The organism is Trichocoleus sp. ST-U1 (assembly GCF_039961835.1).
In the GTDB taxonomy this organism is placed as follows: domain Bacteria; phylum Cyanobacteriota; class Cyanobacteriia; order Cyanobacteriales; family FACHB-T130; genus FACHB-T130.
Genome location: NZ_JAMPJZ010000029.1, coordinates 30838 through 51900 on the forward strand (window position 1 = coordinate 30838; position 21063 = coordinate 51900).

Consider the following 21063-nt stretch of genomic DNA (forward strand, 5'->3'; position numbering starts at 1 on the left):
GATTATTCGTTATCAGTCGATAGTCATTAGTTTGTTGTTACTAACTAATGACTCATCACTCATGACAACTCTTTTTAACCCCAATCTTGGGCGGCTTGGGCTTCCGCTTGGATGAAGCGATCGCGTAAATTAGTCCAGTCTATCTGTGCTGCTGAGACATCCTCAAGCAACTGCCCATCCTGCAAATACAAAACCCGATTGCAAAACATTTGGGCTAAATCTAACTGGTGATTGACCATCACCACTGTCGTTTTTCCCTCGTTGCACAGTTGTGTCAATACTTGCAGGACGTAAGCAGCACGACCCGCATCTAGGGCAGACGTTGGCTCATCAAATAATAAAATTTTAGGTTCAATCATCAAGGCGCGAACAATTCCAACCAATTGCCGCTGTCCTTGCGACAGTTGCACTTCCGTCCGACCTAACCAATCTTCTGGGATGTGCAATTGCTCGATCCATTTGAGCAATTGTTGCTGAATTACCTGTTTTGTGACTCCTTGCAAAACCAGAGGATAAGCTAAGGCATCTCTAACCGTCATTCCCAAAAGTTTTGGTTCTTGAGAAACCAACATTACCTGCCGACGCAACGGGATAACTGGAAGCTTTCGGTAATCTTGATTTTCTAGGTAAATTGTGCCAGCAGTAGGTTCTAATAGCCGGTTTAATAGCCGCAATAGCGAGGTTTTCCCGGCACCAGAAGGGCCAATTAAACACAAGCGATCGCCCGGAAATACCTCAAACGAAATCTCCTTCAATAAATACTGCGAACCAACTGGCGCTGCAAGGCTTACCCGTTCCAGCCGCAGCAAATTTTTTTGTGCTTTCGTGTCTTCGTAGTTCAAAAAATTATGTCAATCGTCCTTGTGTAGTCGCCATCCAAATTGTCCACGCATCTGTAACAAAAAGCAGCAGCGAGAACACTAACAAAATTAGATACATCCAAGGCTGAGACAAAGGACGAACATCAGTTGTATCAATTCCCGTCTTGTCTTCCACCAGTTTAACTAACCGAGCAAAGCCAACGACCCGCATCGGGAGCAAATAAGCTTTTTGCTCTGACTTACTTACAAAGTAATAAACGATTCCACCTTGCCCTGTCGAGCGAAATTTTAAATCTTTGACTTCTGCCCAAGCTAACGACCAACCCTTGCGGAAGAAAACGGGAACCCAGCGAGGATAAGTGACCTGGATTTTTTCATCATCCACAATTACCCGTTCGCTGAGGACGCCAGATAATGGGACTAACCCTAAGGCAATTCCCAGCCACAGCAACCAAGGTGGTACAGGTGACGCAGATGCCTGTGACAAAAACGGTAGCGGAATCGTCAGTGCCAGGTAAAGTGCTATCAACGTGATGCGAATCAGGGGGGAAATGCGAAAAACGAAATGACTGGGTTGCGCTGATTCCGACTGGGCTGATTCCGACTGTAAATCAAGATTTTGTGACACGCTTTATAACCCAAAATCTAAAATTTAAAACTGAAATTGTTTTATTTTTGCGGCGTCCAAACCGTTTGAGTGCCTTGTCCCCAAAATCCATCAAATTTGGTTACTTTGACATCTCCTAAAACCTGGGTTTGACAAGCTAAGCGACGGTTTGCCGTGGGAGAATGAGGAGGAAGCGATCGCCGGGTTTTATCTTTCCAGTTGGCTTCGGAAACGTTTCCTTCTACTGCCACTGCACAGGTGCCACAGGTGCCAATCCCCTGGCAATTAATGATTTTTGCCTTGCCATTGTAGAGGTCGATGCCATTTTCCAGTAGCACTTTACGCAGGTTAGCACCCGTACTGCACTCAAACGTTTTTCCTTGAGCTGTTACCTTTGGCATAATGATGGATTCAACGAGCCTCTTGAGTGACAATTTATCTTCACTTTATTTTTACAGTTCTTTACAAAATTAGCTGTTAAATTTTCTCCCTCGGCGACAACTTCCCATGCACTCAGATCAAACAAACCGAATTTGGATTTACGACACGACGTTGCGCGACGGTGCCCAACGCGAAGGGCTATCGCTGTCACTCGAAGACAAGTTGCGAATTGCCCGAAAGCTAGATAAATTAGGCGTTCCGTTCATTGAAGGCGGTTGGCCTGGGGCGAATCCCAAAGATGTACAATTTTTTTGGCAATTGAAAGAAGAACCGCTTTCCTCCGCGGAAGTTGTCGCTTTTTGTTCTACTCGCCGTCCAAATACAACTGCGGCAGAAGATCCGATGTTGCAGCCCATTCTCGCGGCGGGGACGCGCTGGGTGACGATTTTTGGCAAATCGTGGGATTTACAAGTTACAGAAGGTCTGAAGACCAGCTTAGAAGAAAATCTGGCGATGATCGGAGATACGATTGAATATCTCCGCAGTCAGGGGCGGCGGGTAATTTACGATGCCGAACACTGGTTTGATGGCTATAAGCACAATCGGGATTATGCGCTCAAGACCTTAGAAAGTGCGATCGCAGCCGGTGCAGAATGGCTCGTTTTCTGCGACACCAATGGCGGCACGCTTCCCCACGAAATTAGCCAAATTGTCCGGGATGTCGCCAGTGTAATTGGAATAAGCGCTCAGCAGTCAGAAGCCAACACTGAGTTCAAAACTCAAAACTTACCGCTTCTCGGCATTCACACGCACAATGATTCTGATACAGCGGTAGCGAATGCTTTAGCAGCCGTCATGGAGGGAGCCAGAATGGTGCAAGGCACAATCAACGGCTACGGCGAACGCTGCGGGAATGCTAACCTTTGCTCTGTGATTCCCAATTTGCAACTCAAACTGGGATATGACTGTATTCAAGACGAACAACTGCTACATCTGACAGCTGCCAGTCGTTCAATCAGCGAAGTCGTCAATCTTGCTCCCGATGAACACGCACCCTTTGTAGGTCGTTCTGCGTTTGCTCACAAAGGCGGCATCCACGTTTCAGCGGTTGAGCGCAACCCGTTGACTTACGAACATATTCAGCCAGAACAAGTCGGCAACGAGCGTCGGATCGTGATTTCCGACCAAGCTGGATTAAGTAATATTTTGGCAAAGGCTCGCAGCTTTGGCATTGACCTAGATAAGCAAGATCCCGCCTGTCGCCAACTTCTACGCCGCCTTAAGGAACTGGAGAATGAAGGCTATCAGTTTGAAGCAGCCGAAGCGAGTTTCGATTTGCTGATGCGCGAGGCACTGGGACAACGGCAGCAAATGTTTGAACTCAAGGGTTTTCAAGTCCACTGCGATATCGTCAGGAATGCAAACGCCCTTGCTACTGTGAAAGTCGCTGTCAATGGCAAAGATATTTTGGAAGCTGCGGAAGCAAATGGTCCCGTTTCGGCGTTGGATGCTGCATTACGCAAAGCTTTAGTCAATTTCTATCCAGAAATTGCTGTATTTCACTTGACCGACTACAAAGTGCGGATTCTCGACAGTGGCGCGGGGACTTCAGCCAAAACTCGCGTTCTCGTGGAATCCAGCAACGGTCATCAGCGCTGGGCAACTGTGGGGGTTTCTAGCAATATTCTGGAAGCTTCTTATCAGGCAGTCGTCGAGGGAATTGAGTACGGTTTGCTGTTGCAATCTTCAGCAAGTCGGACGACAGAAGTTGCAACGACACAATTGTAGAAACCAGAGTCGGTTACGTCTTTCTCCATAGGTTTTGATGGCGATCGCTCTTTGAAATTCCCTAAAAGCGCGATCGCCTTCTCCTCAACAGTAAAACGCGATCGCATTCTCATCCGCCACAATAAAGCTAAACCAGTGCGAGGGAGAGAAGATGACTTTAACTGCCCAGCAACTAGATGCAATGATGCCCGACGCTAGCCAACTGTATAGCGATGAGCCAGAAATGGAAAGTTCTTTGCACTATATGCAACTGCTGTTGCTTGTCACTTGTCTGGAATGGCTGTGGCGCGAAAGAGAGGATTTTTTTATCGGTGCCAATCTCACGATTTATTTTAGTCGGCAACAACTGAGAAATCGTGATTTTCGGGGTCCCGATTTCTTCTTGGTCAAACAGACCCAAAAATCTCCTCGCAATGCTTGGGTGGTGTGGGAAGAAGATGGCAAGTATCCCAATTTGATTATCGAGTTGCTATCAACTTCTACCGCCACGACAGACCGCAGTTTGAAGAAAGACTTGTATCAAGACCGCTTCCGCACGCCGGAGTATTTCTGGTTTTCCCCAGATACGCTGGAATTTCAAGGTTTTCGATTGATGGGAAATCAATATCAGGAAATTGCCCCAAATGAAAAGAGCTGGCGTTGGAGTGAGGAGCTAGGCTTGTATCTGGGCGTAGAACAGGGACAGCTACGCTACTTTACTCCAGAAGGCGATTGCGTACCGACCCCAGAAGAAGCTGCTCAACAGGCAGTAGAAGCCGCTCAACAGGCTCAAGTGCAAGCTCAGCAAGCTCAAGCGCAGGCTCAACAGGCTCAATCCCAACTAGAACAAGAACGACAACGCGCCGAACGATTGGCTGAACGACTGCGATCGCTCGGTATCGATCTAGAGTAAGCGATCGCTCTTATCCTATTTATCTACCTTTCGCTAGATGACGGCACAAAAACCGATAGAACTTGCGGAATCACCCGAAATCGGGCTGGCGTCTCCGTTGTTCTTTCCCCATCGGTATTAATTGGATAAGGTTTTCGAGTATATAACTCAATGTCTTTACCCTGGATGGTACGCACCCCCCTACCTATCGCAGATTTTCCGCGCAAAGCAGCAAATACCAACGGCAGTGGTTCCCACCAATGCTTAATTTCCCAACTTTGCAGATCCAGCCTTTGGTCGTCAATGGTGGCATCATCCGCAATCACTAAGCCACTGCCGTAATAGCGACCATTTCCCACCGTAATCTGCAAAGTTTTTACTTCGATAGACTGACCTTCCCAATGGATATCAACCCAAAACGGTCGCACAGTCGAGATGACTTGCACTGCTGTAGCAATATAAGCAAAAACGCCCCAATGGCGCTTCAATCTTTTGGAGACTCTGCGGTTGACTTCTGCACTCAGCCCCAGACTAGCAATATTGAAAAAATATTGTCCGTTCACCCAGCCCAAGTCAATCCGTTGAATTTGACCATTGGCAATGATTTGACAAGCCTCTGGTAGCGACTGGGGAATATTGAGGGTTCTTGCCAGATTATTGGCAGTGCCTAAAGGCAAAATTCCCAAAGGTAAGTCAGTATCTAGCAATCCTTCGACTGCTGCATTGACACTGCCATCTCCACCCCCAATGATGACCAAATCAACCTGTTGGCAGTGTTTCCGAATCAGTTCGGAAAACTGCTTGGGATTTTCACTCTTTTCCTCTACTAGTTCAAAACCCAGTTGTTGCAATTGTTCAACTGCTTGCCGTCTGGCGTCTTGACCTCGTCGAGCATTCGGATTCACTAACAGCAGTGCCCGCTGACTCATTTGCATTGTTTTGAGGGAAATCGGTCATTGGTAGAAAGAAATTACCCCAATCCTCCCAGCCTCAAGTATATGCTTCCGATTGCAGCCTGCGATACTGTCTAGTTGTGTTGCAAAGGAGCTTCAAATCGCTCTTAGCGGATGCGACGGTAGTAATTTCCGTACAAAACTTGTCAAAACACTTGCCAGAACACCCTGATATACGCTACAAGGATAAAGGATTGCTTCCCTAGCGCATAGAATTCTACGCATTAAATCTCAGAAGCGGGAAGCTTTTTTACTTCGTAGTATTTACAAAACTGATTTCTAGACCCTATGACTCAGCAAGTAATTCACCCAATGGTGAAAATGCAGCGTCAAATGCATTCACTTGTAACATCGAATATTATCAAGCCCACAGATAAACTCTGGAAAATCGCTCTCCTCTACGGAGATGAGTGGTCTTACTGGAAAAAAGAACTGTTGGAATTTGGATTTACCATGCAAGATCCAGTCAGCGAACTGCTGGCGGTTGAAGCTTGGGAAGACGAGGATTAAAGGCAGGCGGTTAAAGCTTGGGAAAGTTCCCATGCTGATTGATAGCGATCGCTCGGTCGGGGTTCTGTCACTTTCTCTATCACTATCCGCAGTTGGGGTGTAATTGTCGGCATTCCTTCGACATTGAATCTGTAACCCATCCCCTTTCGTTTATAAAACTTTTGGGGGCTTTCACCACTTAATAGAAAAATTAGGGTCGGCCCGATTGCATATAAATCTGATTGTGTCACTGGCTGACCCCGATCTTGTTCTGGGGCGCTATAATCTGGGGCACCAATGCGTGTGCCTGGTGGCGTGCCAATTTCTTTGACTGCCCCAAAATCCAATACAACCACCTGATTGTCTCGAAAGCGCACCATCAAATTTGCCGGTTTAATGTCCCGGTGAATGAGGGGCGGATCTTGACTGTGGATATAGCCCAAGATGTCGCAGGCTTGAATCATCCACTCAATCGCCTGTTTGAGATGTACTGGTCCCTTTAGATAGATGCGCTTTTCTAAGTCCTCGCCTTGGATCAGCTCCATTGCCAGGTATTTCTTGCCAGCCTCTACAAAAAAGTCATAATACTGCGGAATCCCTGAATAATGCAGTGTCTTGAGGGTACGAGCTTCTCGTTCAAAGAGTTCTCTGGCTTTAGAATTTTGTGCCATATCGGCATTCATTTCCTTTAACACCACGAGAGCCTCCCCGCGCAAACGTTCAGGGTCCCAGGCAAGGTAAGTGGTGCCCATTCCTCCTTGTCCTAGCGTCCGCAACACCTGATACTGACGGATGTGGCGATGTATCTTTACTAGAGGTTGCCCGCAGTGGATGCAGAACAAATTCCCCGGCGGATTTCCGGCGTGAGAACAAGCTGCTTCAGAACTGACTGCTGGCTGTGGGATTGGAATACTGCGTGCCCTTTCTCCAGACTTCTGAGAGAGGGTTGCTGGCTCTTCTGTGCTACTGAGTTGAAATTTTAGTACCGGGCCTCCTCGCGCCAGTTGAATGAGGGAATCATCTGATACCATCCCCTGAGAAATCAGGATGCCATTGACAAAGGTGCCGTTCGTGCCTTGATTGACCAACAACCATTGGACGGATGGGGTGCCTCCGTTGCTACTAGATGAGTTGCCTACTTTCCGAAGTTCTAGATGGTGCCTGGAAACCATGCCATCATTCAGAACTACGTCATTATCAGGGGCGCGACCAATCCGAATCGTGGATGCTCTTTGGAAGTTCCACTGCTGCGGAGAGGTAGACGATGGATCGAGAAGGGTCAGCGTAACCATAATAGTTTTGAGTTATTAGTTTTAAGTTTTGAGTTTTAAGTTTGAATTCAAAACTCAAAACTCAAAATTCAAAACTTTTAAAACATCTGATGTTGATCCAGGTTTGGTCGCACTTTCGCTCGGATAACCACCGCTGTGATGTTATCGTGACCGTTGTGCTGATTGGCGAGGTCAATGAGTTGCAAAAGACCCTGATCTAGGTTGGCTCTAGAACTTAAGAGAGGCAAAAGGTGAGTTTGCCAGTGAGTTTCTATGAGGTCGTTGTCTGATAAACCATCGGAACACAGAAGCAATAAAGTATCTTCATTGAGTTCCAAAAATTGGACATCAGGACGGACAAAATTTTCGTCTCGCGGTCCCAAAGCTTGGGTCAGCTGGTAAGCATCAGGTCGATCGTAGGCGATGGCAGGATCTACCCCGCGCTGGATTTCCCGTTGACCCACTTCGTGGTCGATTGTAATTTGTTCTAAACCGCGTTTGCGGCTGAGACGGTACAGGCGGCTATCCCCAACATGAGCGATCGCTACCTTCGTATCCTCAATCAAAACCATGACAAGGGTCGTCCCCATTCGTCCAGAGCCAGAGCGTTCTTGCTGTTGGTTGATATCAAAAATCGCTTTATTGGCTAAAAGCACTGCCTCTCGAATGCGGTCTTCTGTTGGTAAACGGTTTTGCCAATTGTCTTGGAAATAGCGCCTAACGGTGTCCACCGCCATCACACTTGCCACTTCGCCCCCAGCGTGTCCTCCCATGCCGTCGCAGAGAATATACAGCCCCCGCGCTTGGACGGTTCGACCTAGTGGAGTTTCCTGCTTTTTAACTTCTGTGTTGATGCCGAAGTTGTCTTCATTGTGTTCGCGTTGCCGCCCGATATCCGTAGTACCCGCATCGTCGAGACTGAGCAACTGCATCGGCAGGATGATGGTGGGCATATCATCGCCCTCGCTGGTGTCAGGAACGCGATCTTCTGAGGTCAGGGGCGGCTGAATCCGAGTTTTTGAGGTTTGAGAATCTTCTTGTTCTTGAGCGATCGCTTGTAGCTGCGCTCTCAGCTCTAAGGGGGTTTGAATTTTACCGCTTTGTAGGTTAACCAAAAGTTGATCCAGAGAATCTAATTGCGATCGCCCTGATAGTTCAAATAATTTTTGCCACACTTGCCCCAAATTTTCGAGTGACAGGGTTGCGTTGGCTGGCTCTTTATACAAGCGTTGCAGGCACAGTGTCTGATCTTCATCTACGCGCAGATTTGATAGCTCCAGCAGACTCTGACGCATTTGCCAGGGTTCTAGTGCTACCCACAATTTCGTCATTTCATCTAGCCAGTACAAAATCTGCAACAGCGGAATTTGAGCATCATTGTCCAAGTCATTCAGGAGAGGCCACTGGGAACGGTCTTCTAGCAGTACAACGGAAGTTCTGTCCTGCTGCCATGCATCGTGAATCGCTGGCAGGGTCGGGGACAACTTATTCTGTAAATCCAAATATGCTTGTGCAATATTGGGAATACTTTTGGCGGCTAAAGAATTTACATTCAGCGTCTGGTCAATAAAATTACGGTTTTTGACCGATTCCGCCGCAGAAGACATCGATTCTGAGTTACTTGCAGCATTCGCTGCTTCAGCACCTTGTAGCTGCTCCATAATGGCGGTCAGCGGAGCTTTTTGGAACGGCTGGCAATCCAAAACTCTCACCATCACCTCAGCGCTGTCCGAATTGGTCGGTAGGGAGTCTAGCAATTGATAACGCTGTTGAGGGTCTAAATATACAACCTGTGGCGTTAATTGAGTCTCCCCGCTACTGCTATTTTCAGGGGTTGTTTGTGTGGAAGTGTCCGCAGCCGAACTTGAGGCAGTTAATTCGTTCTCCGCCATTGGAGTCTGAGCATCTGTTGATGAAACAGATGCGGAGGGTGACATTGTAGAAGCTGAAGAATTTGCTGACAAAGTGTTTTCCTCTAGTGAAGAGGTTGCCTGCAACTCCCCGGCCCCTGAAGCGTTTGGCAAGGGTACAGTTGCCCCGTCCAGGTCAACTTCAACTGTAAGGTCTGCTGGCATTGTAGCTGCGTCTGAAGCCGCAGCCGGTGACGGCGGTGTTGTTTCAGCAGTCGGGGCGCTCTCTGCAACTTCCATATTTTCGCGAGAATCAGATGTTGCCGCTTCCTGCCCAAGCATGGGAGTGGCGGCTGCGGCGACTTGCGAGTTTAAATCTTTCGAGAGAATTGCCCACCACACCGTTCCCGTCGTGGCACCACATTTGGGACACTCTACGAGATTAAATGGCACTTGAGTTGTGCATTCAGGGCAAACTTTGTGGGTTAGGGAAGTTCCACATTTTTGACAAAACTTGTTGGTATTTGGATTTTCAAACTGACACTGGGGACAGACAAGCATGGCGGAACTTCCTCGATTCCCGTGTGGTGTTTTAACTTAAGGGAGACAAAGTAACTGCGATCTAGTTTGCCACGTCACAATCGAAGCTTCCAACTTCAACGGGTAGAAGTCTTAAGGTCAGCGTTAGCAGACGGGGATGCCATACGCACGTCTTGCACCCTCAATGATTCGTGCTACGTCTACATTACGCGATCGCTCAGTGGATAACGATCGCGACTCGTCACTACTGTATGCGGCTAGCATCAGTTTGACACAGCTTCTTTAATAGTTCTAACTCAATTGAAGTTAGATCGCGCCACTGTCCGGGTTCCAGTCCCACAAGAGACAAGTGAGCGATCGCAACTCGTACGAGCCGCAGCGTTGGAAACCCTACCGCTGCGGTCATCCGTCGTACTTGTCGGTTCCGTCCCTCCGTCAAAGTCATCGCCACCCATGCTGTCGGCACATTCTTGCGAAAGCGAATCGGTGGATCGCGAGGCGGTAGTTGTGGTTCATCGGGTAACAACTGCACCAATGCCTTTCGCGTTCGGTAATCTTGAATGACTAAGCCTTCGCGCAAATGTCTCAGCGCCTCTTCATCCGGAATACGTTCCACCTGCACCCAGTAAGTCCGGGGATGCCCAAATCGAGGATTGCTCAAGCGATGCTGCATTTGCCCGTCATTCGTCAACAGCAACAATCCTTCACTATCCCAATCCAAACGACCGACTGGATAAACCGAGGGGACGAGAATGTAATCTTTCAGCGTGCTGCGTTTCTGTTCAGTTGGAGTGTTGTCCGTAAACTGAGTTAAGACGCCATAAGGCTTGTAAAAAATTAGATATCGCTTGTCACAGTCATCAGTCATTAGTTTAGTTATTTGTCATTAGCTTAAAACTTGGAATCTGCCGACGCAGCAACTGACATGGAACTAATAACTAATGACTAATGACTAATAAATCATTAGTTGATTTTGACGCGGAAACGGACAAAACCAAAGTTACTACCAGTCGTATTGGAAACAGTGCCTAAATTTAGGATAACTGCCCCATCGGGATTCGTTTGGTTAGAGCAAGCATTTCCCGCAGATAATGGAGCCAACGGAGAGAAAAATGTCCCAGCATCTGTATCTGAAGCATTTGTTTGGTTAGTAACTGTTCCCGCGCGATTCAGCGAAATCCCGCTACCTGACCCAAAATTATTGCTAATAAACGTAGTCCCGGATGGAATCGCGTCGCAGAATCTAACGTTATTGACTGGGCTACCACCATCCGATAGGAAGTAGATGGTGTATTCAACTTCATCGCCGCTAGTCAAAGCATTCTCTGATGGTACTTTGACAACTCCTACTGGGGACAGTTGAGCAAAGCCCGGAACATCATCATTTTGGTCATTTGGATCATTTACAAAGCTGCTGAAATTAATTCCGCTAATCGGAACGCCATTTCTCGTTGCATTGGTAATTCGTTTCACCAAACGTAAATTTCCAGCACCGAGTGTAGCCTGCCGGAAGCCAAAATCGGCGTTAGTGACCGTCTGATTGGCGGTGACAGTAACGCGGAATGAGGCATTGTTAGTGGTTAGGGTCAAACCAGGGGGATTGCTGACTTCTACCGTATAAGTGCCTGCGGCAAGACCGCTGAAGACGTAGTTTCCATTGGCGTCCGTGATGGTGGTGGCAATAATGTTGCCGTTGGCATCTTTTAGCGTGAGAGTAACACCACCAATCCCGGTTTCACCAGCGTCTTGAGTGCCGTTGCCGTTAGTATCGTTAAAGACGCGATTGCCAAAAGAAGCACCCGGCTTGCGGAAGCCAAAGTCGATATTGGTGACGGCTTTACCAGGAGTGAAGGTTACAGGAATTGAGTCGTTGCTAGTCGTCAGCGTAAAGCCAGCCGGATCTGTGACATCGATAATGTAGTTGCCGACTGGTAGATTGGTGAAGCTGTAGTTGCCGTTAGCATCCGTGGTGGTGGTAGCAATGATGTTGCCGTTGGCATCTCTCAGCGTGACGGTAACGCCGCTGATTCCTGGTTCATCCGGGTCTTTAGTACCATTACCATCCAAGTCATTAAACACTAGGTCGCCAATAGAACCATTGGCCTGGCGGAAGCCAAAGTCCACGTTATTGACAATTGGTGCTGCGGCTGTAAGGCTGACCGGGGAAGAGTCGTTGTTAGTCGTCAGCGTAAATCCAGCCGGATCGGCGACTTCGACGATGTAGTTGCCGAGTGGTAGACCGCTGAAATTGTAGTTGCTGTTAGCGTCCGTGGTGGTGGTGGCAATGACAGCACCGTTGGCATTTTTTAGTGTAACGGCGACACCGCTAATTCCTGGTTCACCCTCATCCTGAATGCCGTTGCCGTTAGTGTCGTTAAAGACGCGATCGCCAATCGTACCTCCCGCAAGGAAGCCAAAGTTGGCATTAGAGAAGTTTGGATTATTAGGTGAGATGGTAACGGAAAGTAAATCGTTGTTAGTTGTTAGCTTAAAGCCGGTCGGGTCGGTGACATCGACAATGTAGGTGCCATTTGGCAGATTATTGAAGATGTAATTGCCGTTGGCATCTGTTGTAGTGGTGGCAATGACGTTACCGTTGGCATCTTTCAAAGTAACGGTGACACCACTAATGCCTTTCTCGCCAGCATCCTGAATGCCGTTGCCGTTCAAGTCGTTGTAGACAAGACTAGCGATAGAATTGTTCGGCTGGCGGAAGCCAAAGTCGGCGTTGTCAACGTTTTGACCCGTTGCCAGAGTGATGGCAGAAGGAGTGGCAGTGGCAGTAAAGCCAGTTGGGGGGGTGTTGACAGCAACGGTATAGTTGCCTGCTGGCAGATTACTGAAGTTGTAGTTACCATTAGCATCCGTCGTCGTAGTGACGGTGCCGTTTGGGCCTGTTAAAGTGACGGTAACGCCGCTGATGCCCGGTTCTCCAGCATCCTGAATGCCGTTACCGTTGGTGTCATTAAAGACGCGATCGCCAATCGTTCCCTGTGGTTGGCGGAAACCAAAATCGGCGTTGGTGACGTTTTGACCCGTTTCTAGATTGATGGCGGCAGGAGTGGCAGTTGGATTGAATCCAGGGGGAGGATTGTTGACGGCAACGGTATAGTTGCCTGCTGGCAGATTGCTGAAGATATAGTTCCCGTTAGGATCAGTCGTCGTGGTAACGGTGGTGCCGCCTGGGCCTGTTAAAGTAACGGTGACGCCGCCGATGCCTGGTTCGCCAGGGTCTTGAATGCCGTTATTGTTCAAGTCATTAAACACTGAGTTGCCGATGGAGGCGTTGGTCTGACGATAGCCGAAGTCCACGTTATTGACAGTTTGACCCGCTCCCAAGTTAACCGAGAATGGATCGTTGTTCGTGGTCAGGGTGAAGCCTGTCGGATCGGTCGCTTCCACCGTGTAGCTGCCTGCTGGCAGATTGGTAAACGTGTAGTTGCCATTAGCGTTCGTTGTTGTTGTGGCGATCGCCGTACCATTGGCATTTTTCAGGGTAACGGTAATATTTGCTAAACCGGGTTCGCCAGGGTCTTGAATGCCATTCCCGTTAGTATCATTGAAGACTAAGTCGCCAATTGAGCCTGTCTGGCGGAAGCCAAAATCCACGTTGCTGATGGTCTGACCTTGAGCGAGGTTAACGTTGAAGGGTTCGTTGCTAGTAGTCAGGGTGAAGCCAGTTGGATCGGTAACTGTGATGCTGTAGCTACCTGCTGGCAAATTGCTAAAGTTGTAGTTGCCATTGGCGTCCGTCGTCGTGGTTAAGGTGCCGCTTGGGCCTGTGAGAGTAACCGTGACACCGGCTAAACCGGGTTCTCCAGGGTCTTGAGTGCCATTCCCGTTAGTATCATTGAAGACTAAGTCACCAATCTTCCCCCCCGGCTGACGGTAGCCAAAGTCCACATTATTCACAGTTTGACCCGCTGCCAGATTAACAGAAAAGGGGTCGTTGCCCGTAGTCAGGGTAAATCCAGCCGGATCGGTCGCATCCACCGTGTAACTGCCAGCAGGGAGATTGGTAAAGCTGTAATTGCCGTTGGCGTCCGTTGTAGCGGTGGCAATGACGTTGCCGTTGGCATCTTTTAGTGTAACGGTAACGCCGCTCATTCCAGGTTCGTTAGGATCTTGAGTGCCATCGCTGTCCAGATCGTTGAAGACGCGATCGCCAATCGTACCCCCTGACGGCTGGCTATAGCCAAAATCCACATTGTTAACCGTCTGTCCCGCTGCCAGATTAACAGGGACTTGGTTGCTACCTGTAGTGATGTTAAAGCCTGCTGGGTTGGTGGCTGTGACCGTGTAGCCGCCTGCTGGCAGATTGGGAAAGCTGTAGTTGCCGTTGGCATCTGTTGTAGTAGTGGCAATAACGTTGCCGTTGGCATCTCTTAGAGTAATAGTGACATTTGCTAAACCAGGTTCTCCAGAGTCTTGAGTTCCGTTTGCATTCAGGTCATTGAAAACTAAGTCGCCAATCGAGCCAGTGCTGCTTGGAGTGATGGTAGTAGTTTTATTAACAAATTGCGTAGTGTTATTCGCTGGATCGACCTTGTTATCCATGAAGGAAACTGCATTTATCTGCGTAGTGTCAGCAGTAGTTGCCCCAGCATTTGGAGTCACGCGCAAAATAAAGTTCCCAGTTTGCCCTGGAGTTAAAATTCCCGTGTCAGGAACTCCATTGCTATCAGTATCTGGTAAAGCCTTACCCGAAGCATCCAACAATTGCACCGTATAATTCGCATTGGTTCCTGTAGCTGTCAGGTTGATAATGTCATTTGTAAAAAAGTTATTTTTGACAGTAAATGGGTGATCTATAGGGGTAAGAAGTGTAGTTGAAAGCGTATCGCTTGGCGTAATCGTGAAGTTACCTGCTGTGGTAGGAAGCTGGTCAAACAAAGGTAAGCGGCTTCCATCTGCATTTGACTCAATAAGAATTTGATTGTCAGGAGTGAAATTGTTAATTCTCAACCTCCATATTCCAGCATCACCACCCGTAGCTAACTTGGTATTCGTTGCAGTTAAGTTGTCGCCTCCATTGTTCAGATTGTTGAGTCCACCATTCCAAACAGCATTACCTGATCCTGTGCCTTGTATTGAAGAGCCGTTGGGACGAATATAAGTTACGGTTCCACCATTATCTAGGTCAAAATTTCGCAAGAATAAATTACTCGTACCATTACTAGTAGGACCGAGTAGAAAATAGAACGGGATTGTCAGGTTATCTTCAGTGTTTTGCTGAACAGTACCTTGGAAGTTACCAACTAATCCACCACTCTGAGAAACAATTACTTTAAAAGTATTGTCATCGTCATTGAGGTTAGTTGCATTATTACCAAAGATTGGTTCTGCTCCTGTCTCACTCGTGACTTGGTATGTATCAGGTTGGTTGACGGTAAAAACAACAGATGTATTATTGGCAGCATTTGTGCCAGTATTCGTTCCAATTACTTGACTCTGAAGAAGGTTTCCAGTGGCATCCCGTAATTGAAAGCGAGTCGGGTCGCAAGTGGTAGCTCCAGTCGGTGGACAAATAAGGGTTCCTATATCAGCATCATTAACCTCATCTAATGCTCCATTACTCTCTGCATCCTCGACCGTAATAGTAACGCTTCCCCCTCCCGCAGCAATCATTGCTGGAGTAATGCTTACGCTGATGCGATGAATTTTATCGGTACTGGTGGTTGGAGTGGCACTGGTAGGCGAACAGGGAGTTAAACCATTTGTGGTATACCAGTCACCAACATTAGCGCAGCGTTGTCGCCCACTTGTTTGAAAGTTTAGTCCTGGCACAGATGGAAAGGTAGTTTGAGCCGAAGTGACGCTGGGATTTCCAATTAAGGCTGCAATAGTTGCTGTGCCACCAACTAGCCAAAGCTTAAAATTCTGTAGAGGGCAATAAGAATTGGATGACAATTGCAAAGGCTGCCTGAATCGTAGTTGCATGAGTAATTTTAAAGCTGTAACAAATAATGTTGTCGAAGGCAGCGGGCAATAAAATCTCGGTGTTGCAAAACCCTGGAATAATATAGCCCCTAAGAATTTTTAATGTTTAATTTTAGCTTTAAAATCGAATTTTTTTATTCAATTTACCCTCTAAAATCAGAAATATACAACTTTGTTCAGTTTATTTTGACGCGAAAGCGGGTAAAACCGTAATTACTACCCGTTGCATTAGAAATATTACCCAGATTCACAATTACTGCCCCATCAGCATTATTTTGATTAGGACAACCATTACCCGCAGGTAAAGGAGCAAGTGGCGAGAGAAATGTCCCTTCATCTGCATCTGAAGCATTCGTTCGGGTGGCAATTGTTCCAGAGCGATTCACCGAAATCCCCGCACCCGAACCAAAACTGTCAGCAACAAAGGTTGTTCCTGTTGGAATCGGATCGCAGAATCTGACATTGTTAGTTGGAGCAGTACCATCAGAGAGAAAATAAATGGTGTATTCGACTTCGTCGCCGCTTCTCAAAGCTGTTTCAGCCGCTATGGTGGAAACTCCTATAGGCGACAGTTGCGACCAGCCAGATGCATTGTCATTGTCGCTATTTGGGTCATCTACAAAACTATTGAAGTTAATCCCACTCAGCGGCGCACCATTTCTAGTCACAGATGTAATTCGCTTCACCAAACGCAGATTTCCATTCCCAGGTGAAGCGACCGTTATCACAGTCGGGTCATCATCCCCAGTATTTGGAAGGTTTCCTTGATTAATTCCGTCATCTACAATTTGAGGCAAGTCGCCATTCCCTTGAATGGCATCTGTAACCGACGAGTTAACGGTGCCACCTGTTGATGTAGCAACAGCTTGGTTGCTAATCTGCACGCCAGCAGCCGCTGTAATAATTGCCTGGAACTTGATGACTACCCGACCCCCATTTCCACTTAATGTGCCCAAAGCTGTCGGATTGGTAAGGTTCGGGTCAGTTGTCCCGTTGTAGTTGGGATTCTGTGTCACTGTTGTTCCAGTACCAGAGGCTGTAAAGCTATAACTGCCGGCAACAAAACTCAACTTAGTGGCATCAATGCTGTCGGTCGCTAGGAAGTTAGTGACAGGGGTCGCGGAGTTATTGACATAAATAATTGTGAATTCAATAGTATCTCCAGTCGTCACAGAGCTGCTAGCATCTGCGTCCGTGACTAGACGAACTGACTTGATGCCAGTGGGCGTAACTGGGTTCGGTTGAATAGTAGTCGTAGTGCTTGATGTGTTGTTGTTAGGATTGGGGTCGGTTACATCCTTCGGTCGCGTGACCGTTGCTGTGTTGCTTAATTCTCCAGATGGAGTTATGGGAGAGATGGCACCTGTAACGGTATAGGTAGCAACAGCTCCGCTATTTAGATTTACTGTTGTGTTGATAGCATTTCCCGTACTGCTAGGTTGTCCGCAACTACCAGTTCCGGTTGTAATGGCGCAAGTCCAAGTAACTCCAGTGATTTGCTCCGGAACGTTATCTGTTACCGTTGCTCCAGTCACGTTAGAGGGGCCGTTGTTGGTAACGGTGAGGGTGTAGGTAACAGGACTGCCTGCAACCACTGGACTCGTCACCAGCGTTTTTTGAATCTGCAAATCGGCTTCGGATATGGTGATGCCTTGCTCAAGATTGGTGAGTGTAGATGGGTAGTATGTCCAAGTATCAATACCTCTGTTATTACCAAAACCTTCCTTACCAACCCCTTGAAATGCATGGGCACCATTGCTGCTGGAAATCCCTGCTAGGGCGCTCAGAGGGTTAGGTGCTTCTGGGGGAGGCGGGTTTTCTACTAAAGGAGCGTCATTATAGTAGACCCTATCAGGAGGCGGTGCCGGATTACTTGCCGGAGTGGGATTATTAAGCCGCAGGATTTTCAAGCCATTCGGGTTGCTTTCAGGATCTAGAAATGGAAAATGAATTTCACCGGCACTAAGTACGATTTGGGCACCGTAAGCGATATTACTAGGAGGGATAGTCGCTCCATTCGCATCTAAGCCATCCCAAGGTACAGTGTTGATCCCAACATCTGCGGTTCCTACTAGTATGCGATCGTTTCCAGTACCGTATTTTTTGTCTTGGTTGAGATCAAGAATAATCTGGTAGCTGCCCGATGCCGGGGTGTTAAAGCTAAAATTTCCTCCCAATGGAGTAGTTGTACCCGCCTGACCGTTAGTTCCCTCTGTGCCTGTAAATTTAAAATCAGTGGGAGTAGGGGGTGCCACGGCTGGTGTCAGTAGCCATGTCTGACCACCACTGGCTGGAGTTATGGGTGCTTGCAGCGGCAGGGTAGAACTGGGTTGATTAAAGAAGATTTTATAGGTGACATCCGTCCCGAAATCTGGCTGATCCGGGTTATATACGTTACTTCCTATAAGCGGAACAGATTGGTAAATCGGACCGCCGTTTGGATTTGCCGTAAAACCTTTGTTATTGGCAAAAAAGATAAATCCAAAGGGATCGAGACCATTTAAATCGATTTGGTACTGATAGCCTTCATCAGTCAAAACAAAGGCTTTGGAACGGAGACTTCGCCCATTGGCTCCCAAGTTGAGAGAAAAATAATTTGCATAGGCTCGACCGGGGATAGGTTGATTTCCGTTGGCGACTGTGACATCCCAAGCTAAAACCCAAGGAACATCATTCAGCTGATCTGTTGCTGTCCAGCTATAGCTGTTTTGTATTTGAGGCGCATTGGCGCTATTTTCGTACGGATTGTTATCGCTTTGAGGATCTGGGCTGACAAAGTCGATTTCCCAAATGCCATCTCCAGCAGATGAAGTTTGGATTGCCGTAATTGTGCAGGGGCTGTAGCCTTGGGGATTGACAGGTAGAGGGCCTGCTTCCTCTTGCGCTCGGTTTTCGATCTTACCGATACCTGCACCACAAGAAGTAAAAGCATTGCTATTAGGCGGTCTATATTGGATCTCGCCATCTCCAACACCGACGGCACTGGAACCAAGGTAGATTGTTTCTCCTGCCTTCGCGAAAACCCGAATTCTGGTTCGACGCGGTATATCAGTAGTCTCAAAGGGGGCGTTTCGATATTCTAAAAATGGGCGATTGCCTGGGTTATTGGTCAGTTCCCGGCTGCCTTCAGCATATGCAACTTTACTGGCAGCACTAATAGCACAAATGGCAAGGGCAAGGCTGCCGCAAAAACGGCTCCAGCGGCTAAGGGGAGTTTGATTTGTTGGGGAATACAGGTAAAATTTCAACATTAAACTAACAGTTTCCTCACACTTCGTCTGGCAATATCATCAAAAAGTAAAAGGCTCTCATCAAGAATTATTTTTTCTTTACATGAGAGCATTAGAGCCTTTTTCCTACTCCAACTGCAAATCTTCTTCTTGGACAAATAGCTCGATGCCTCTGGCATCTTGGAAGATAAATTCGACCCGACGATTCCGGGCATAATCTAGACGGTTTCTTCCAGTTACTCGCAGTTGAGATTCACCCAAGGCACGAATTGTCATGCGTTCTGGGGCAATGCCTTGACGCAATAAATAATTTCTCACTGCGATCGCTCGCCGATTTGACAAGTCAAGATTATAAGCATCGCTAGCACGAGGGTCGGTGTGACCTCGAAGCTCAATCACAATCGGGGAATTTGCTTGTAAAACTTCGGCAATTCGATCCAGAACTCTGGCACTTTCTGGAGTAATCGTTGCTTTGTCGAGGGCAAAGTGGACGTTGGTGGGTACCTGGATGCGGATGGGTTCTGGCGGTGGTTCTTCCGGTGGCACTTGTACCACTGGCGGAGCGGGTGCGGTGGTACATTGAGGAATTGTCCGCAGTCTGCTTCGCAATATATTCGTGCTGGTAAAGTTGGTGGTAGAAGAGAGGTTCACCTGGTCGCCGACTGGTGACGGTGACACAATTTCAGCATTGGCAGCGGGTTCAGAGGTACCGTATTTTGGGATAGTAGCGATCGCGCTAACTCTATCTCCGGGTTGTAAATTATCGAGTGTGAGGCTAAATTTTCCCTCGTCATCTGCTGCACCCGTTGTCAGCGGTTCTCTTAAGGAGGCATAGGGCGTCTCGCTATTCTCCTCGACTCGATAAATTGTCACCTGAGAACCCGGATCGGCAGTTCCAGACAGATTAGTTTTATTACCTAGTACAAAAAATTCGCGGCTAATGAATTGGGGGGCATTAATCGCTGAGTTAGCTGTATCCAAGCGACGATTGGGCGAATTCCGGGGTGGATTGGGGCCATCTCCGCGTTGGTAATCTTGGACACCCGTGTTCTGTTGCGCGATTAAGTCGATGCTCAAACCGGCTAAATCGAAGTAACGATTGGATTGAATGAGATTGCGATCGCTCTTGGGATAAGATGCAACCACGACACCCGGTCCGGTTTGATGACCGATTTGGTTCTCGCTCACCTGATGATCGTTCCCCATTAAGTAAACGGCTGCCCGACGCAAGCGACGACCGTTATAAATAATTTGGTTATTGTTAATCTGCGCCGCGCCTTGGGGTTTAAATAAAAAGACACCACTACCATCGTTGCCGCAAATCAAATTAGCGCTAACCTGCGTGTTATTAATCCTTCCTTCTAAGCGAATCGCATCGGGCATTCCCGCAATCCCGTTGCCAACAATAATGTTTTCTGTCACCTGCAAATTCTCAGCTTGGACAGAGGTAATAATCCCGCTACCATCGTGGTTGGCAATTCGGTTGCGTTGAATCGTTGTTCCTAAGCTGTTAAAGACAAATACCCCAAATGCCGAAGTTTGCTGCGGCATACTTTGATCGGGCAAAATCCCTAACCAGTTGTTTTCAATTACTACATTTTTGGGGGAATTGGAAATTGGTGATGGTTCGCCTTCCCGATTCTCCATTAACTTTTGACCATTTGCGGCTCCCTTAATCGCAGCAGATTGAGGATTATCGATAAAAATATCTGCGGGTGGCAAGGTAGCCGTGGCCCGATGGCGAGAGGTAAAACCATAGAGGCTTAATCCTCGAATTGTCACTCCATCCGCAACAACTGTTAAGCCACGGAAGACTTCTCGATTGGCGGCGGGAGCGATCGCGACTACCGGAATCGGAATTGCAATTTCGGCAGTTGCAGTCCCTTCGGGTTCATACTCTGGTTGAGTTGTACCATCGACGATTAATCCCGGACGAGCTAATGGTGGCAACACCTCAACGAGGCGGATGGTGGTATCTGCTGACGGCAAATTAAAAGCAATCAGCGTCGTGCCAACATTACTTGAAACCAGGCTTTGTTCGGCACTACTAAGACGATCTAAAGATAATGTCCCATTAACAATCTCAATCGCTTCCCGCAGCGTTAAGGCATCATCTGGATTAACGGCTCCATCCTGATTGCTATTAACAACAACTTTTAAATTTTCTGTCTGAGCAGTTGCAGAAACAGGCAACAGTAAAAAAACAAAAGGTAAGAGAAACTTTTTAGCGTTCATTTGTAGTCATTCGTGATTAGCGATCAGCGATTGATAATTGGTTATTCTTTACCGATTACCCATTACCAATTACCCCTTTCTCATTCC

The 21063-nt window shown here is 47.6% G+C and carries 13 protein-coding genes; 3 read left to right on the forward strand and 10 right to left on the reverse strand.

Going from position 1 to position 21063, the window contains the following annotated elements; all coding sequences use genetic code 11:
• Positions 1 to 74 precede the first annotated feature (74 nt).
• The 3 genes from NDA06_RS12745 to NDA06_RS12755 form a co-directional block, all read right to left on the reverse strand.
• Entirely contained in the window at positions 75 to 842 is a 768-nt protein-coding gene (locus tag NDA06_RS12745; RefSeq protein WP_190985889.1) for an ATP-binding cassette domain-containing protein, read from the reverse strand.
• 4 nt (positions 843 to 846) lie between these two features.
• Entirely contained in the window at positions 847 to 1374 is a 528-nt protein-coding gene (locus NDA06_RS12750) for a hypothetical protein (RefSeq protein WP_190985907.1), read from the reverse strand.
• 116 nt (positions 1375 to 1490) lie between these two features.
• Positions 1491 to 1829 carry a 2Fe-2S iron-sulfur cluster-binding protein gene (locus tag NDA06_RS12755; RefSeq protein ID WP_190428956.1) on the reverse strand — a complete coding sequence of 113 codons (339 nt, stop codon included), beginning with the start codon at positions 1827 to 1829 and terminating at the stop codon, positions 1491 to 1493.
• Positions 1830 to 1935: 106 nt separating this feature from the next.
• Here NDA06_RS12755 and cimA point away from each other — a divergent pair, with 106 nt between their 5' ends.
• Positions 1936 to 3597 carry a citramalate synthase gene (cimA, locus tag NDA06_RS12760; RefSeq protein WP_190985888.1) on the forward strand — a complete coding sequence of 554 codons (1662 nt, stop codon included), beginning with the start codon at positions 1936 to 1938 and terminating at the stop codon, positions 3595 to 3597.
• A gap of 151 nt (positions 3598 to 3748) precedes the next feature.
• Positions 3749 to 4489, forward strand: a complete 741-nt coding sequence (locus NDA06_RS12765; RefSeq protein ID WP_190985887.1) for a Uma2 family endonuclease — start codon at positions 3749 to 3751, stop codon at positions 4487 to 4489.
• A gap of 23 nt (positions 4490 to 4512) precedes the next feature.
• Here NDA06_RS12765 and NDA06_RS12770 read toward each other — a convergent pair whose 3' ends face one another.
• The gene (locus tag NDA06_RS12770; protein WP_190985906.1) at positions 4513 to 5397 is read right to left on the reverse strand and encodes a lipid kinase; all 885 of its coding nucleotides are present in this window, start codon (positions 5395 to 5397) and stop codon (positions 4513 to 4515) included.
• A 312-nt stretch (positions 5398 to 5709) separates the two neighbouring features.
• On the opposite strand from NDA06_RS12770, the gene NDA06_RS12775 reads away from it, so the two are divergent.
• Positions 5710 to 5931 (forward strand): DUF4327 family protein, encoded by a 222-nt coding sequence (locus tag NDA06_RS12775; protein WP_190415607.1) that lies wholly within the window; start codon positions 5710 to 5712, stop codon positions 5929 to 5931.
• On the opposite strand, the gene NDA06_RS12780 is transcribed toward NDA06_RS12775, so the two are convergent.
• The 6 genes from NDA06_RS12780 to NDA06_RS12805 all read right to left on the reverse strand — a co-directional run bounded on the left by NDA06_RS12780 (position 5928) and on the right by NDA06_RS12805 (position 20976).
• The gene (locus tag NDA06_RS12780) at positions 5928 to 7202 is read right to left on the reverse strand and encodes a protein kinase (protein ID WP_190985886.1); all 1275 of its coding nucleotides are present in this window, start codon (positions 7200 to 7202) and stop codon (positions 5928 to 5930) included. The genes NDA06_RS12775 and NDA06_RS12780 overlap by 4 nt on opposite strands.
• A 77-nt stretch (positions 7203 to 7279) precedes the next feature.
• On the reverse strand, positions 7280 to 9592 hold the full coding sequence (locus tag NDA06_RS12785) for a serine/threonine phosphatase (protein ID WP_190985885.1): 2313 nt from the start codon (positions 9590 to 9592) through the stop codon (positions 7280 to 7282).
• 223 nt (positions 9593 to 9815) lie between these two features.
• Positions 9816 to 10439 (reverse strand): pseudouridine synthase, encoded by a 624-nt coding sequence (locus NDA06_RS12790; protein ID WP_190985884.1) that lies wholly within the window; start codon positions 10437 to 10439, stop codon positions 9816 to 9818.
• A 95-nt stretch (positions 10440 to 10534) separates the two neighbouring features.
• Positions 10535 to 15511: an SdrD B-like domain-containing protein gene (locus NDA06_RS12795; protein ID WP_190985883.1), complete on the reverse strand. Its 4977-nt coding sequence runs from the start codon at positions 15509 to 15511 to the stop codon at positions 10535 to 10537.
• A gap of 176 nt (positions 15512 to 15687) precedes the next feature.
• A complete protein-coding gene (locus NDA06_RS12800) occupies positions 15688 to 18762 on the reverse strand; it encodes a DUF11 domain-containing protein (RefSeq protein ID WP_190985882.1) in 3075 nt (1024 codons plus the stop codon).
• Between the two features lie 105 nt (positions 18763 to 18867).
• Positions 18868 to 20976, reverse strand: coding sequence for an OmpA family protein (locus NDA06_RS12805; RefSeq protein WP_190985881.1), 2109 nt, complete (start codon positions 20974 to 20976; stop codon positions 18868 to 18870).
• Positions 20977 to 21063 lie beyond the last annotated feature (87 nt).

Excerpts from the sequence above, each read along its gene's own strand:
- NDA06_RS12770 (WP_190985906.1), bottom strand. The coding sequence starts at position 5,397 with ATGAGTCAGCGGGCACTGCTGTTAGTGAATCCGAATGCTCGACGAGGT.
- NDA06_RS12765 (WP_190985887.1), top strand. The coding sequence starts at position 3,749 with ATGACTTTAACTGCCCAGCAACTAGATGCAATGATGCCCGACGCTAGC.
- NDA06_RS12755 (WP_190428956.1), bottom strand. The coding sequence starts at position 1,829 with ATGCCAAAGGTAACAGCTCAAGGAAAAACGTTTGAGTGCAGTACGGGT.
- NDA06_RS12785 (WP_190985885.1), bottom strand. The coding sequence starts at position 9,592 with ATGCTTGTCTGTCCCCAGTGTCAGTTTGAAAATCCAAATACCAACAAG.
- NDA06_RS12790 (WP_190985884.1), bottom strand. The coding sequence starts at position 10,439 with ATGACTGATGACTGTGACAAGCGATATCTAATTTTTTACAAGCCTTAT.
- NDA06_RS12805 (WP_190985881.1), bottom strand. The coding sequence starts at position 20,976 with ATGAACGCTAAAAAGTTTCTCTTACCTTTTGTTTTTTTACTGTTGCCT.
- NDA06_RS12775 (WP_190415607.1), top strand. The coding sequence starts at position 5,710 with ATGACTCAGCAAGTAATTCACCCAATGGTGAAAATGCAGCGTCAAATG.
- NDA06_RS12795 (WP_190985883.1), bottom strand. The coding sequence starts at position 15,511 with ATGCAACTACGATTCAGGCAGCCTTTGCAATTGTCATCCAATTCTTAT.
- NDA06_RS12800 (WP_190985882.1), bottom strand. The coding sequence starts at position 18,762 with ATGTTGAAATTTTACCTGTATTCCCCAACAAATCAAACTCCCCTTAGC.
- NDA06_RS12780 (WP_190985886.1), bottom strand. The coding sequence starts at position 7,202 with ATGGTTACGCTGACCCTTCTCGATCCATCGTCTACCTCTCCGCAGCAG.
- cimA (WP_190985888.1), top strand. The coding sequence starts at position 1,936 with ATGCACTCAGATCAAACAAACCGAATTTGGATTTACGACACGACGTTG.